This window comes from Xanthomarina gelatinilytica, from assembly GCF_000348685.1.
GTDB lineage: Bacteria > Bacteroidota > Bacteroidia > Flavobacteriales > Flavobacteriaceae > Xanthomarina > Xanthomarina gelatinilytica.
This window is the reverse complement of the sequence record NZ_ANLA01000015.1, coordinates 186,747-199,253: the sequence shown is the minus strand read 5'-3', so window position 1 is coordinate 199,253 and position 12,507 is coordinate 186,747. Positions and strand designations below refer to the sequence as shown.

The window sequence follows — 12,507 nt, the reverse complement described above, 5'->3', positions numbered from 1 at the left end:
TTTAAAATTTTAAAAAAAAAAAAAAAAAAAAAAAAAAAAAAAAAACTATCCAAAATTGCTCGTTGCAATAGCCATCCAATGGTTCATTTGTCTTTTATTTTCAATCGATGAATTTGATTATCTTCTTCCGAAACAGTAATACCTTTTATAGTTTGGGAGTCACAGCTACAATCAGGAGGTGTATCGTCTTCTTTATCGCAACAAAAATTCACTAAAGTTAAAAAATGGTCAATAAAAGGACTTTTATTTTCTTATGTTGGAATAAATTTGGGAAAGATGAAAAATAATAAAAAATATTTAGCAGGATTTTATTCGCCAAACGTGACGTTTACAGTTCTTTTGAACTTCACTTATTAAGTATAAAAAAAGCGACCCGTTGGTCGCTTTTAAATTTATCACTCTTTTAAGTAAATTAGACATTGATTTAAGTCGGGATTTTGCTGTACAAGAGATTGTATGAAAATCTTTAACTCTTCAATTTCATAAGGTAATAGACGTTGAAGGGCTTTTTGTACCTCTTTGCAAAACAACGTAGCATCAAAACTTACCTTATTAAGTACCGTTTTGGTGTACTCAAACATTGCTCTAGCCATAATATTATTTAGGTTTTTGGTTTAAAAAAAGTAGATTTGTTTTATAGGCATGTATTTAGTTTAGTTTCCATAAATTTAATAAAAAAAAGGATTGTTTTTTAATTTAAACAAAAATTTAACAATCCTTTTTAGTGTTAAAATCTGTTATCTCCATCCAACAAATCCCCTAAACCTCCAAGGATACTGCCTTCGCCTTTATCTTTTCCTCCTCCTTTAGGAGCAGATGCCAACACACGTCCTGCCAATCTGCTAAATGGCAACGATTGTATATAAACAGTCCCAGGACCTTGAAGTTTGGCAAAGAACAAACCTTCTCCTCCAAACACCGTGTTTCTAATACCTCCAACAAACTCTATATCGTAATCCACATTTTGGGTAAACCCAATAATACAACCAGTATCAACACGCAATACTTCGCCAGCTTTGAGCTCTTTTTTAACCATAGTGCCACCAGCATGAACAAAAGCTTTGCCATTTCCTTCCAGTTTTTGCATGATAAAACCTTCGCCACCAAATAAACCTCTCCCTAATCTTTTACTAAATTCTATACCAATACTAACTCCTTTGGCTGCGCACAAAAAAGCATCTTTCTGGCAAATAAACTTACCATTGAAAGCTGTTAAATCGATAGGAATTATTTTACCAGGATAAGGAGATGCAAAGCTCACCTTGCGTTTGCCGTTTAGGTTGTTGTAAAAAGCGGTCATAAAAAGGCTTTCTCCTGTTAAGATTCGTTTTCCAGCTCCTAAAATGGAATCTAAAAAACCTTTGTTTTTTGATGAACCATCACCAAAAATAGTTTCCATTTTAATGCCATCGTCCATCATCATAAAACTACCTGCTTCGGCCACAACGCCTTCTTGTGGATCCAGTTCTATTTCCACAAACTGCATCTCTTCGCCATAAATTTGATAATCTATTTCATGTGCTTCCATGTTATATGTTCTTATTTGTGTGTTAATAAATTGTCTAAAGTATTAGTTGGCAACTTTAATGCTTTGTTACACATTTTTCAAAAATTTAAGCAAGATTTACTGAAAAACCATATTCTAACATCTATCTATGGCTTTAATTTAAGCGTCCATTGAAATTCAAAACTGGACACTTCCACGCCTTCAGCATTAGTTCCTTTTGCATGCATCCAAAGGGTTTGTCCCTCACCTGTTTCAATAGCTTTTTGAATTGTTTTTTCAACTTCCAATCCTTCTTTACAAACAAACGTAATTCTACCTGTTGCTTTTTTAACAAATGTGGCATTGTTTTTTGCCACCAACATGGAAATGTTTTTTCCTGAGGCTTTTATTTGCTGCATGACCAAAGCGCCTGTAGTTAGTTCGGCTGCCATACCTTGCACAGCCCAAAACATGGAATGAAATGGGTTTTGGTTAATCCATCGATGTTTTACTGTAACAACGCATGTCTCTTTATCAATATGTTTTGTCCGAACGCCTGTAAAATAAGCAGCTGGAAGCTTGAACATTAAAAAAGCATTGAGTTTTTTTGGGGTGATGATCATATGGTTTTTTTTGTTATTTGAAATACTATCAGAATGATATACAACAGACAGCATTGCTGTGTTTATTCTTTGTTGGTTTTTTCCACTATAAAAGAAGGTGGGTATTCTGTAGTAAATAACCCATTCCAACTACTAGCAAACATAATCTTTGTTCCATCCCTATTTGGGACTGCTTGTGGTTGCTGTTGGTATGCGTCATGGTAAGTTGCATGATGCAAACCAAATCTTTCCACAGTGTTGCTTGAATCCAGTTTAATGGCAAATAATTCTTTTTTCCCTATGGTTTCGCAACAGCCTTCACTAACATAAGCCCAACCAGGTCTGTTAATGTTTCGACAACTAATATGACCATTCCACACACCATTGTCTGGCGTATAATTAAAAAGAGGCGTTGTTAGTCCATCAGACAGTCTAACCATTTTCATAAAATAACCGTTTGGTCTGGTGGTTTCATCTCCAAAAGCCACATAGACTTCCTGTCCATCTGCATCTATTCCCAAATCGGAGTGAGTGGTATAATTGTTTAAATGTCTTTTGTTTGTTAAATCAATATCATAAGCCTTTAATCCTTGGGTTGGTAAATCGCCATCTTCCCCAAAAGTAATTACCGCATAATTTCCAAGAGGACTTACAGAAAACCAAGCCAAATCCACATTTCCAATAGGATCGGTTCCAACAATTTGATTGTTTTTAATATCATAAACAATAAGGGTCAAATCAGATTCATTTTTACCTACAAGTCCTATATACCTATCGTCATAAGACATATTTCCTTTGTTAAAACCGTAACTTATTTCTTCAAAATCTTTAAAAACGTGAATGGTTTGAATGGTATTGATTCTAACATCATAAGAAACCAATTTATTTTTATAGGTACCATACATAATATTGGGATTGGTGTTTGCCCAGGTTGCGGAAGCTGGAATATCTGCCCATTTAACAAACTTATAAGTTTTGCCATCCAAGATGGCAGCAGGATATCCCGAAAGTTTAATATATGACCCATCACTATTCCAAGGGGAATCTACACTGTAATGATGACGCAATTGCTTATTATCTTTACCAAAAACCGTAGCGTCGCTTATTCTGGTGACTTGCAGACCAAATCCATTGGTAAAAGGCACCAAATACTCTGGAGTATCACTTGGAGGCTCATAAGCGTTCCATGTGGCAACCATGATTTTTTCTTCTTTTGGATAGGATTGCGACATGCAACTGTAACAGAACAAAAACAAGATGTAAACCACTTTGCCCACAAAGACTTTACTAATAAATTGAAACGTTTTAAACATGCCCTAATTTATTAAAAATAACGAAACAAAAATTTGTTAATTTTTTGTTAAATTTTAGTACTTTGTATTGCATAATACCTTTTTTAAGATATATATTTGCATAAGAAACTATTATATACTTTTAAAATGATAGACAAAAACCAGAAAAATATTGCCACTTTTATCCATCTTTCAACCTTTTCCAGGTTCTTTTTCCCTTTGGGAAATTTTATTGGACCAATTGTGTTATGGGTTGCCAACAAGGACAAGTCGGATTTTATAGATGCGCATGGCAAACAGGCTCTAAATTTTCAAATAAGCATTTTGTTATATGCCATTGTTTTAGGCATGATAACCATTCCGTTTTTTATTTTTAATCTTTTGGATGGATTTCAATTTATAAATATGGATGCCTTTAACAGTATTCATATTAGCTTAACAAAACCCTCTCCTCTACTTTATATCTCTGGCGGATTGGGTTTTGTTGCAGTCGTGGGTTTTATCCTGGAATTGGTATTTATAGTTAAAGCTAGTTTGGCTGCCAAAGAAGGATTGTACTATCATTATCCACTTACAATCAATTTTATAAAATAAATCATCAATTCTCCCATGTCAAAAAGGCATTGGAGAAGCAATCACAAATCAAAAAATGAACAGTTTAAAAACAATTAAAAAACGCTTTAGAATATGAAGATTGAAAACACAAAGGCTCAAATGCGAAAAGGCGTACTGGAATACTGCATTTTATCAGTCCTAAAAGATGAGGACGCATACGTTGCAGAAATCTTGGACACTTTAAAAGACGCCAAACTGTTAGTAGTAGAAGGCACCATCTATCCCTTACTAACGCGCCTTAAAAATGCTGGACTTCTCAATTACAGATGGGAAGAGTCCACCTCTGGACCACCAAGAAAATATTATGGTCTTACCGAAACAGGAAAGCTGTTTCTTAATGAATTAAACACGACTTGGAGTGAATTACAAAATGCAGTTAATATAGTAACCAGACAAAAAAACAAAAAAAATGAATAAAACAGTCAACATAAATTTAGCAGGTATATTTTTTCATATAGATGAAGATGCATACTTAAAATTACAACGCTATCTTGAGGCTATAAAACGTTCATTTACAGACTCTCAAGGACGCTCTGAAATAATCGCTGATATAGAAGCAAGAATTGCCGAACTTTTTAGCGAACGTGTAAAACACGAAAAACAAGTTATTAGCAACAAAGAAGTAGATGAAGTGATAGCCATTATGGGACAACCTGAAGACTATCTGGTAGATGATGAAATCTTTGAAGACGAACCCAAAACCTATACCAGCAGGCCATCTGGTCGTTCCAAAAAGTTATTTAGAGACACTGACAACTCCTATATTGGTGGTGTGGCTTCCGGTCTTGGACACTATTTAGGTATTGATGCTCTTTGGGTACGTTTACTTTGGATTTTGCTTGCCATAGGCTCTGGTGGTACCTTTATCTTTATTTACATACTTTTCTGGATTTTAGTACCTGAAGCTGTAACAACAGCCGATAAGCTAACCATGACAGGAGAGCCTGTGAACATTAGCAACATTGAAAAAAAAATTAAAGACGGATTTGAAAATGTTACCCAAACCGTTTCGGATACAGTAAAAAACATTGATGTATCCAAACAAAGCAACAAGATAAAATCCAGTTCAAAATCGTTTTTCGATGCCATAGGAGACATTGTGATGTTTTTCCTGAATATTTTTGCAAAATTCATAGGAATTATCTTGATTCTTGTAGGTGCCTCTACATTAATAGGGTTGATTATAGGCTTTCTTACAGTAGGTGTCACAGATATAATCAATGTTCCTGGTTTCGACTTTATAGATGCTGCCAATGCTGCAAACACTCCTGTTTGGCTAATATCATTACTGCTGTTCTTTGCCATAGGAATTCCATTCTTTTTTGTTTTCTATTTGGGATTGAAAATATTGGTGAACAACTTAAAATCCATTGGAAACATTGCAAAATTCTCTTTGTTGGGAATTTGGTTCCTGGCAATTATAAGTTTGATTGTTATTGGTGTAAAACAAGCAAGTGAACACGCTTTTGATGCAAGCGTCACAGAGAAAACCACATTAAATATAACAGCGAATGATACTTTAAAGGTGAAAATGTATGGCAATGATGCTTATAAGAAAAGCATATACAGAAACAATGGTTTTAAATTGGTTTATAATGAAGATGACGAAAAAATTATTTTTTCTTCAGACATTAGGCTCATTGTAAGATCCACAAAAGATAGTTTAGCAACCATTCACGTTGAAAAAAATGCTGAAGGAAGTAGTTACCAACAAGCCAAAGAGCGAGCAAAAAACATCCATTACAACTATTCATTACAGGATAATGAGTTAAAGCTTGATGCCTATTTAACAACCGAATACCAAAATAAATTTAGCGATCAGCAAGTAGAAATTATTTTGTACCTACCAGAGGGCATGACTTTAATTGCAGACGAAAACACCTACAGTTTCCATAAAAACACCAGTCATTACAACGATATTCTTGATAATGGTATGGAAGGTTATTACCTTAAAATAATGGATGATGGCATTATGTGCGAAGATTGCCCAGAGGATTTTAATATTGATGTAGATGTCAATAACAGCAACTCAAGGGTTAAAATCAACGAAAATGGCATAGACATAAAATCCAACGATTCCAGCCTGGAAATTAACCAAACAGGTGTGAAAGCTGAAAGTGAAAGTGTAAGGGTTGATATAGACGAAAACGGTATTAACATTACATCAGATGGAAATTAATCAATTCATCTATAAAAAATTACAGTTCAGAATATATTTCTTTAATATCCTGTTTTTAAAATGAATCTTTGAAAGCAACAAATATCAAAACCAATCACAGCTCCTTAGAGTGCACAAACTTTGGGGAGCAAATCAAAAAACGAACAATTATGAGCACACTAACAAAAATTTTGGTATCCGTTATTCTAGCCATCTTAATGATGTCGTGCAATTTCGACGGAAATTTTAATTTTGGAGTCAATGGAAATGGCAAGGTAATAAGTAAAAACAGACCATTGGATGGCACTTTCAATTCGGTAAAAATAAGCCGAGGTTTGGATGTGTATCTCACACAAAGTGATTCCGACAAGTTAACTGTTGAGGCAGACGAAAATCTTCATGAGATTATAACCACCAACATTAAGAATAATGTACTGTATATCTCAACCACAGAAAACATAGGCAGATCTTCCTCTAAAAAAGTCTTACTACATTTTAAAGACCTTGAATCCATAAAAGCCACAAGTGGTAGTGATGTGTTTGCAACCAATACCATTAAAGCCATACATTTAGAACTGGAAACCAGTAGTGGCAGCGATATGGAATTACATGTGGAGGCCGAAACCGTTTCTTGCCATGCAACTAGTGGTAGCGATTTAGAGCTGTCTGGAAAAACCCAAACCTTTATTGCAGATGCTTCCAGTGGCAGCTCTATAGAAGCAGACAACCTAGAATCCATAAACGCTCAAGTAAAAGCTTCCAGTGGTGCCGAAATTAATGTAAACACCTTAAAAAAACTTACAGCAAAGGCTTCCAGTGGCGGAGACATTCATTATGTTGGAACTCCAGAAAGTATTGAAAAAAACGATGGTGTTTCCGGGTCCATAGAGAAACATTAAATATCACTGAACCAACCAAAAAACAAAAAACCATGTCAGTCTGTATTGGATTGATATGGTTTTTTAACTTGTATTAAGAGCATGACATTTTTAAGATGCCGTTTTCTTCATTTTAAAACATCTAAAATAAAAAATCCGAAAACAATAGTTTTCGGATGTTTATTGATCTTTACATCGCTTGTTTTTAATTGTACGTGGATGTAGCCACTTCAAAATCGGCATCTTTAGCTGCCAACCATCGTTCAGCATCCAGTGCTGCCATACATCCTGTTCCAGCTGCTGTAATGGCCTGTCTGTACACATGGTCTGCAGCATCTCCAGACACAAACACACCTTCTACATTGGTTTTTGATGTTCCTGGTACATTAATAATATAGCCTGTTTCATCCATATCCAGATAGTCTTTAAAAATATCTGTATTTGGTTTGTGACCTATAGCCACAAAAAATCCTGTAGCTGGAATCTCGTGTTTTTCGTTGGTTTTGTTGTTAAACACACGAACACCAGTTACCACTTGTCCATCTCCTAAAACTTCTTCGGTTTCCGTATTGTACAAAATTTCAATATTAGGCGTTTTTTTTACTCTTTCAGCCATAATTTTAGAGGCTCTAAACTCGTCACGTCTAACCAACATGGTTACTTTTTTACAAAGTTTGGACAAGTAATGAGCTTCTTCGCAAGCAGAATCTCCTGCTCCAACAATTACAACTTCTTGATTTCTGTAAAAGAACCCATCGCAAACTGCACAAGCAGAAACACCTCCACCAAGTTTTAAATATTTCTGTTCAGAATCCAAACCTAAATACTTTGCTGAAGCTCCAGTTGAAATTATAACTGTATCGCAATGTATTTCCTTGGTGTCGTTTACCCATACTTTATGGATATCACCAGAGAAATCCACTTTGGTAACCCAACCATCACGTACATCTGTCTCAAAACGTTCAGCTTGTTTTTGTAATTCAATCATCATTTCAGGTCCTGTAATACCATCTGGGTAACCAGGAAAATTTTCAACTTCATTGGTTGTTGTCAATTGGCCTCCTGGTTGTGTTCCTTGGTACAAAACCGGTTTCATATTCGCTCTGGCAGCATAAATGGCAGCAGTGTAACCTGCAGGTCCAGATCCTATAATTAAGCATTTAACTCTCTCTATTGTATCAGACATAATGAATTGTAATTTATTTATAACAAAAGTAGAATTTTTATAAGAAACCTTTCAGTAAACTTATTAAAAGTTATTATTAACACATAAGCTTATTTTATATAAGCGTGTTCATAAAAGCCTATTCTTGATAATTTTATTTTTTTGGTTTAAGCATTGCTATTCTCCTCCAATTCCTTTTGGTTTTCTTTGGCTTTTTCCTGGTCTTCAGAAAGTAAGGGATGATCTTTTTTTAAGCCCACTATTAAAATTATATTACTTACTGTGTTGTAAAGCATTAAAATAACAACAACCATTAAACCGCTTAACATGGAAGACATAATTAAGGTTGCCCAATAAATAACCTTGAACCAGATGGTTGGCACATTGTCCGATTCCGTTATGGGAATATTAAAGAGCTGAAACAATACCAATGTAACTATAAACAAGGACGTATCTATTTTTGCTATACTCATGACTTCCAGATAGTGGCTGTCTTTTAATTTGGATTTGGTGCCAGAGCTTATTCCCAACAGGGTTAAAAGCAAGGCCAAAATGGTTGCCGAAGCTAAAATAATGGTGTTGCAAAGCATGTTGATTCCCATTAAGGAAGAGTTCAACAACTGTTTTGCTTCGTAGCCTGAGATATTTCCCAGTAAAAAAACACCAATACCAATAATTATAAAGGTGATCAAGCCTCCATAAATGGCTTTTTTGTTTTGCTTTAAAAATTCTATCATTTTTTTTAACTCTTTTTAAATGAATTAAGATTATATTTTTTACAGTTAGCAGAAATCCTTGATAACAAGTAGATTTACTTTATAAAATATACGATCATGGGAACCATAGCAACAGACAAAAAGAAATTAATACTGTATTATCATCCGGAAACATCCATTGGAAAACAAGCATACGCTTTTGCGCTTGCTTCCAATAAAAAAATATTGGCCATAGACATTTCCAAAACAAAAATTACCGGAACACAATGGTTAGAAATTTCAGAAAATTTAAACACCATTTTATCCAAATTGGTAAACCAAGAACATCCTGAGTTTACCAATAATTACGATTCTGGACTTTCACTGGACAAAGACGATTGGATAAAAGTGCTCCAAAAACACCCGGAAACCTTGCGTTGTCCCATTTTGGTTGATGGCAAAAATTACCATTTAATTGAAACGCCTTCTAAAGTTTCCAAGCTTATTGAAAAGGAAGAAACAGCTGAGGATCCACGTTCCAAAGAATAGGAGCCTTAAATATCCTTATTGGATAAATCGTTCTCTTTTGGAATGTTTTTAAAAAATTCGTCAATGTCCGTATCGCTATTGGCTCCATAATTGGCTGTAACCATTCCTTTCAAGCCATCGTCTGTTTTAATAACATATAAAATGGACATATCTGATGGATTGCTCAAACCTTCAAATCTATGTTCACGTTCTATAGTGATCTGTTTGGGTTGATACTTTTTTTTGGTTTCAAGCTCCATCAGTAAGCCACCTTCACATTTAAAATTACTTGAGTAGCCTTTTTCTTGATATTTTTTTATTAGGTCTAATTCGTTTCTTTCTTGCATGATTTTAATGTTTTTTAAATTAAAAAAGGCAGATATGCGTATTGAAGTGTGCCTATCTGCCTTTAACTACAAACCAACTAACTAATCTAAATAAGTGTTTAATTTATTGTCAAACATCGTTAACAGCCGTAAATTCCATTTCAGTCTCTCAACTGTAGTTTTTACCTGCTTCTGCAACGTCTTCAATAGTGTTTGATTTATTCATATTTACCATTTGGATAATCCAAATTAGTTGTTTAAATACTTATCGTTTTTTTATGTTAAGGAACTTAATGATCCTCTAGGACTTTCTTCGTCCCATGATTAAAGAAACAATAAATAAAACTATAAATATGAAGAATAAGATTTTAGCAATTCCAGCTGCTGCTCCAGCAATACCACCAAATCCTAATATTCCTGCAATAATTGCAATGATAATAAATGTGATTGTCCAACGTAACATAATGTGTGTTTTTATGGTTAATAATTAGAAACCTGACTATCAAATTTCTATGTTATAAAAGTCGTTATTTATTTTAATTGGTGTTTGCTGTATCAAGATATTGTTTAACTCAAAAAAAAATGGATATGCAAAACCCTTTGTGGCAAAACAAGAAGAGACCTCAACATTTTTTGAGGTCTCTTGTAACCAATAAATTACTGGTTGTGAATTTTTATTTTAAATCTTCCAAACGCTTAATGGTGTTAAGCTCTTGTGTAATGGTGTTTTTTTGTTTCAACACCAGGTCTCTGGTTGTTGGAGGTAAACCGGTTTCGTTTAGCACATCGTTGTATTCTTCCACAGATGCTTTTTCTCCTCTAATGGCCTCTTCCAACATGGATTCTTCGTTATCTGCCGAGAAAACAGCCTTTACATCCATCCAGGTTCTGTGAGCTGCTCCTGTGGCACTTCCTCCTTTTTTAGGGGTTTCTCCAAAATTTTGGATTTCCGATTTTAATTCATGTCCAAAATTGTAACGTTCTGCAGCCTTACGGTTAAAAAAGTTTTTTAAAGCAGTGTTTTGTGTGTGTTCTGCAGCTTTTTTGTAACCTTTTTCGGCATCGTAATTTTTTTCCAACAAATCGTTTAATTTGTTTCCTACTTCTTCTGTGTATGATTTCATAATATTAAGTATTAAATTCTTGAGCAATTTCTTTAAAGATGCTTGCTGTTTGACATCTATAAGCTTTTAAAGCATCATGTTCTATTCTTTAATATATATAGGCAGAAAGCAACATGTATGTATCTGTAAAAATCAAAAATTTACGCCATTCCATACTTTATTGAATGTTCTGTAATGGTTTTTACAAATGCGATTTCATATATTTTTGATACTCTGTAGCCAAGGTGGATTTTTTAGTTTCAGAAAAAACTTTTCCTGCCATTTGAAAAAATGCATGTTCCTCATCTTCCAAATGATGTTCCACTTTATCTTTTAAATCTTTTGCTATTTTTAACCAAGCAGAAGAATCGTAATCTGTTTCCTCCAATTGCTCTATTAGTTCGTCTATTTCGTGATGTTCTGCAATACCATGTCTGGCATGGTCCTGCATCATATCGCTACTTATCAATGGTTTGTAAAAATGGCGCTCTTCGGCATCTGCATGTACCTGAAGCTGTTTTTTAACAGCTTTAAAAAGGGCATCCCTTTTATTGGAATCTCCAGATGTTTCTACCAATTTACTCAATAGATCGCGTTGCTTGTCGTGATCTTCCCTTATGGCTTCAAAAATGTTCATTATTGGTGTTTTTTTTTTTAGGTTAGACTTTTACTGATGGTTATGGGATGATGGTTTGATGGAATCATCCAAAAAATAGGCATCAGCGTTTAGTGAAAAGTTTTCTTAAAAGCATAAACACGCCATATTTACTGGCTCCTTTAATTATAGGTTCCACCCAATTATAGGGTCTAAAATCTTCTTTAAACTCTGTTTTTATTAATTTCAATTCTTCCCAGGCAACCTTACGTTCTAAATCAAAACGTCTTAAGTCGGTTTCAATCTGTTCAAAATTGGTATATAATGGTTTCATAATATGCTTTACTGTTTATGGTTTGTGTTAAGAGAAAAATTTCGCACCTATTTTTTTTATTACAATGGCATTTATAAAGGCTCTTTTTAAATATATAACAAGACCTATCAATAAAAACAAAAGTCCTACTATAAGATATCCTAAAAGCAGGTTTTCTAGAGCATTGCCTATGGCCATTGCTGTTGCAACAGCACAAAAAATAAGTCCGAGAAATACAAACAAGCTTATGGCTGTTAACTTAGCAACCATACTAACCGACAGGGTTAATTGCTGGAATGCTTTTAACTTAAGATATTGGTGAGATGCTTTAAAATAAGCCTCACCAATATCTGTAGCTTTATCTGTGGTTTCTCCTAAAGATTGGAAAACATTCATGGTTTATGATGCTTTTTGATATTTTTTATTTTTTGCTTTCAATTCTTTAAGTTTGGCTTCCAAAGTAGAGATTACATCTTCAGCTTTGTAACTAGCATCAGACACGATACTTTCCACCTTGTTTTCCAAAGTGTTTTTTTCAGAACTTACGGTATCTGCAATTTTTTCCCTTAAATCAGCCGCCGAAGAAGCCAATCTGTCTTTTTGCAACTGCGCTTGGTCTGCAATACGTTGTCTGGTAACACTTCCTTTGTCTGGAGCAAATAAGATTCCCAAAACAGCTCCTGCTGCAGCTCCTACTAAAACTCCTAATCCTGTACTTCCGTTATTTGTCATGATATTGTATATTTTTATG

The 12,507-nt window shown here is 34.4% G+C and carries 18 protein-coding genes; 5 read left to right on the top strand and 13 right to left on the bottom strand.

Annotated elements, in window-relative coordinates; genetic code table 11:
- Window positions 1-395: 395 nt before the first annotated feature.
- The 4 genes from D778_RS14810 to D778_RS10355 form a co-directional block, all read right to left on the bottom strand.
- Window positions 396-593 carry a hypothetical protein gene (locus D778_RS14810; RefSeq protein WP_040492120.1) on the bottom strand — a complete coding sequence of 66 codons (198 nt, stop codon included), beginning with the start codon at window positions 591-593 and terminating at the stop codon, window positions 396-398.
- A 134-nt stretch (window positions 594-727) separates the two neighbouring features.
- Complete coding sequence (locus tag D778_RS10365) at window positions 728-1,528, bottom strand: TIGR00266 family protein (RefSeq protein WP_007650397.1); 801 nt, start codon at window positions 1,526-1,528, stop codon at window positions 728-730.
- Between the two features lie 125 nt (window positions 1,529-1,653).
- On the bottom strand, window positions 1,654-2,109 hold the full coding sequence (locus D778_RS10360) for a DUF4442 domain-containing protein (protein WP_007650396.1): 456 nt from the start codon (window positions 2,107-2,109) through the stop codon (window positions 1,654-1,656).
- Between the two features lie 62 nt (window positions 2,110-2,171).
- On the bottom strand, window positions 2,172-3,401 hold the full coding sequence (locus D778_RS10355; RefSeq protein WP_007650395.1) for a hypothetical protein: 1,230 nt from the start codon (window positions 3,399-3,401) through the stop codon (window positions 2,172-2,174).
- Window positions 3,402-3,527: 126 nt separating this feature from the next.
- On the opposite strand from D778_RS10355, the gene D778_RS10350 reads away from it, so the two are divergent.
- The 4 genes from D778_RS10350 (at window position 3,528) to D778_RS10335 (ending at window position 7,052) form a co-directional block, all read left to right on the top strand.
- On the top strand, window positions 3,528-3,974 hold the full coding sequence (locus D778_RS10350) for a DUF4870 domain-containing protein (protein ID WP_007650394.1): 447 nt from the start codon (window positions 3,528-3,530) through the stop codon (window positions 3,972-3,974).
- A gap of 93 nt (window positions 3,975-4,067) precedes the next feature.
- The gene (locus D778_RS10345) at window positions 4,068-4,412 is read left to right on the top strand and encodes a PadR family transcriptional regulator (RefSeq protein ID WP_007650393.1); all 345 of its coding nucleotides are present in this window, start codon (window positions 4,068-4,070) and stop codon (window positions 4,410-4,412) included.
- The gene (locus D778_RS10340) at window positions 4,405-6,174 is read left to right on the top strand and encodes a PspC domain-containing protein (RefSeq protein WP_007650392.1); all 1,770 of its coding nucleotides are present in this window, start codon (window positions 4,405-4,407) and stop codon (window positions 6,172-6,174) included. Before D778_RS10345 ends, D778_RS10340 begins: the two co-directional genes overlap by 8 nt.
- A 149-nt stretch (window positions 6,175-6,323) precedes the next feature.
- Window positions 6,324-7,052, top strand: a complete 729-nt coding sequence (locus tag D778_RS10335) for a head GIN domain-containing protein (RefSeq protein WP_040492153.1) — start codon at window positions 6,324-6,326, stop codon at window positions 7,050-7,052.
- A 184-nt stretch (window positions 7,053-7,236) separates the two neighbouring features.
- Here D778_RS10335 and trxB read toward each other — a convergent pair whose 3' ends face one another.
- Window positions 7,237-8,217 (bottom strand): thioredoxin-disulfide reductase, encoded by a 981-nt coding sequence (gene trxB / locus D778_RS10330; protein ID WP_007650390.1) that lies wholly within the window; start codon window positions 8,215-8,217, stop codon window positions 7,237-7,239.
- 146 nt (window positions 8,218-8,363) lie between these two features.
- Complete coding sequence (locus D778_RS10325; protein WP_007650388.1) at window positions 8,364-8,933, bottom strand: hypothetical protein; 570 nt, start codon at window positions 8,931-8,933, stop codon at window positions 8,364-8,366.
- 96 nt (window positions 8,934-9,029) lie between these two features.
- Between D778_RS10325 and D778_RS10320 the strand changes: the two genes are divergently transcribed.
- Complete coding sequence (locus tag D778_RS10320) at window positions 9,030-9,440, top strand: arsenate reductase family protein (RefSeq protein ID WP_007650387.1); 411 nt, start codon at window positions 9,030-9,032, stop codon at window positions 9,438-9,440.
- Window positions 9,441-9,445: 5 nt separating this feature from the next.
- On the opposite strand, the gene D778_RS10315 is transcribed toward D778_RS10320, so the two are convergent.
- The 7 genes from D778_RS10315 to D778_RS10290 form a co-directional block, all read right to left on the bottom strand.
- Complete coding sequence (locus D778_RS10315; protein WP_007650385.1) at window positions 9,446-9,766, bottom strand: hypothetical protein; 321 nt, start codon at window positions 9,764-9,766, stop codon at window positions 9,446-9,448.
- A gap of 280 nt (window positions 9,767-10,046) precedes the next feature.
- Complete coding sequence (locus tag D778_RS14420) at window positions 10,047-10,208, bottom strand: DUF1328 family protein (RefSeq protein WP_007650383.1); 162 nt, start codon at window positions 10,206-10,208, stop codon at window positions 10,047-10,049.
- Window positions 10,209-10,419: 211 nt separating this feature from the next.
- On the bottom strand, window positions 10,420-10,869 hold the full coding sequence (locus D778_RS10310) for a ferritin-like domain-containing protein (RefSeq protein ID WP_007650381.1): 450 nt from the start codon (window positions 10,867-10,869) through the stop codon (window positions 10,420-10,422).
- 181 nt (window positions 10,870-11,050) lie between these two features.
- Window positions 11,051-11,485, bottom strand: a complete 435-nt coding sequence (locus tag D778_RS10305) for a hemerythrin domain-containing protein (protein ID WP_007650380.1) — start codon at window positions 11,483-11,485, stop codon at window positions 11,051-11,053.
- An 82-nt stretch (window positions 11,486-11,567) separates the two neighbouring features.
- Window positions 11,568-11,777 (bottom strand): hypothetical protein, encoded by a 210-nt coding sequence (locus tag D778_RS10300; RefSeq protein ID WP_007650379.1) that lies wholly within the window; start codon window positions 11,775-11,777, stop codon window positions 11,568-11,570.
- A gap of 27 nt (window positions 11,778-11,804) precedes the next feature.
- Window positions 11,805-12,152 carry a hypothetical protein gene (locus D778_RS10295; RefSeq protein WP_007650378.1) on the bottom strand — a complete coding sequence of 116 codons (348 nt, stop codon included), beginning with the start codon at window positions 12,150-12,152 and terminating at the stop codon, window positions 11,805-11,807.
- A 3-nt stretch (window positions 12,153-12,155) separates the two neighbouring features.
- Window positions 12,156-12,488 (bottom strand): YtxH domain-containing protein, encoded by a 333-nt coding sequence (locus tag D778_RS10290; RefSeq protein ID WP_007650377.1) that lies wholly within the window; start codon window positions 12,486-12,488, stop codon window positions 12,156-12,158.
- Window positions 12,489-12,507: the final 19 nt, after the last annotated feature.

What these genes read in the sequence shown, in the direction of transcription:
- D778_RS14810 (WP_040492120.1), bottom strand. Translation starts at nt 593, where the DNA reads ATGGCTAGAGCAATGTTTGAGTACACCAAAACGGTACTTAATAAGGTA.
- D778_RS10365 (WP_007650397.1), bottom strand. Translation starts at nt 1,528, where the DNA reads ATGGAAGCACATGAAATAGATTATCAAATTTATGGCGAAGAGATGCAG.
- D778_RS10360 (WP_007650396.1), bottom strand. Translation starts at nt 2,109, where the DNA reads ATGATCATCACCCCAAAAAAACTCAATGCTTTTTTAATGTTCAAGCTT.
- D778_RS10355 (WP_007650395.1), bottom strand. Translation starts at nt 3,401, where the DNA reads ATGTTTAAAACGTTTCAATTTATTAGTAAAGTCTTTGTGGGCAAAGTG.
- D778_RS10350 (WP_007650394.1), top strand. Translation starts at nt 3,528, where the DNA reads ATGATAGACAAAAACCAGAAAAATATTGCCACTTTTATCCATCTTTCA.
- D778_RS10345 (WP_007650393.1), top strand. Translation starts at nt 4,068, where the DNA reads ATGAAGATTGAAAACACAAAGGCTCAAATGCGAAAAGGCGTACTGGAA.
- D778_RS10340 (WP_007650392.1), top strand. Translation starts at nt 4,405, where the DNA reads ATGAATAAAACAGTCAACATAAATTTAGCAGGTATATTTTTTCATATA.
- D778_RS10335 (WP_040492153.1), top strand. Translation starts at nt 6,324, where the DNA reads ATGAGCACACTAACAAAAATTTTGGTATCCGTTATTCTAGCCATCTTA.
- trxB (WP_007650390.1), bottom strand. Translation starts at nt 8,217, where the DNA reads ATGTCTGATACAATAGAGAGAGTTAAATGCTTAATTATAGGATCTGGA.
- D778_RS10325 (WP_007650388.1), bottom strand. Translation starts at nt 8,933, where the DNA reads ATGATAGAATTTTTAAAGCAAAACAAAAAAGCCATTTATGGAGGCTTG.
- D778_RS10320 (WP_007650387.1), top strand. Translation starts at nt 9,030, where the DNA reads ATGGGAACCATAGCAACAGACAAAAAGAAATTAATACTGTATTATCAT.
- D778_RS10315 (WP_007650385.1), bottom strand. Translation starts at nt 9,766, where the DNA reads ATGCAAGAAAGAAACGAATTAGACCTAATAAAAAAATATCAAGAAAAA.
- D778_RS14420 (WP_007650383.1), bottom strand. Translation starts at nt 10,208, where the DNA reads ATGTTACGTTGGACAATCACATTTATTATCATTGCAATTATTGCAGGA.
- D778_RS10310 (WP_007650381.1), bottom strand. Translation starts at nt 10,869, where the DNA reads ATGAAATCATACACAGAAGAAGTAGGAAACAAATTAAACGATTTGTTG.
- D778_RS10305 (WP_007650380.1), bottom strand. Translation starts at nt 11,485, where the DNA reads ATGAACATTTTTGAAGCCATAAGGGAAGATCACGACAAGCAACGCGAT.
- D778_RS10300 (WP_007650379.1), bottom strand. Translation starts at nt 11,777, where the DNA reads ATGAAACCATTATATACCAATTTTGAACAGATTGAAACCGACTTAAGA.
- D778_RS10295 (WP_007650378.1), bottom strand. Translation starts at nt 12,152, where the DNA reads ATGAATGTTTTCCAATCTTTAGGAGAAACCACAGATAAAGCTACAGAT.
- D778_RS10290 (WP_007650377.1), bottom strand. Translation starts at nt 12,488, where the DNA reads ATGACAAATAACGGAAGTACAGGATTAGGAGTTTTAGTAGGAGCTGCA.